This is a genomic window from Erwinia sp. PME.40.26/001 (assembly GCF_055556675.1).
Genome location: NZ_JBVHNP010000338.1, coordinates 1 through 249 on the forward strand (window position 1 = coordinate 1; position 249 = coordinate 249).

Below are 249 nucleotides of genomic sequence, written 5' to 3' on the forward strand. Positions count from 1 at the left end.
TGCATGGACTGCGGCATCCCGTTCTGCCACAAGGGCTGCCCGCTCGGCAACCTGATCCCGGAGTGGAACGACCTCACCTGGCGCGGCGAGGGCCGCTCCGCGATCGAGCGCCTGCACGCGACGAACAACTTCCCGGAGTTCACCGGTCGCCTGTGCCCGGCGCCGTGCGAGAGCTCGTGCGTGCTGGGCATCAACCAGCCCGCCGTGACGATCAAGCAGGTCGAGGTCTCGATCATCGACGAGGCGTTC

The 249-nt window shown here is 67.9% G+C and carries 1 pseudogene; it reads left to right on the top strand.

Annotated features, from left to right (window positions below):
• Positions 1-249: pseudogene (locus ACZ3HG_RS24445) on the top strand (glutamate synthase small subunit); the annotation flags it as partial.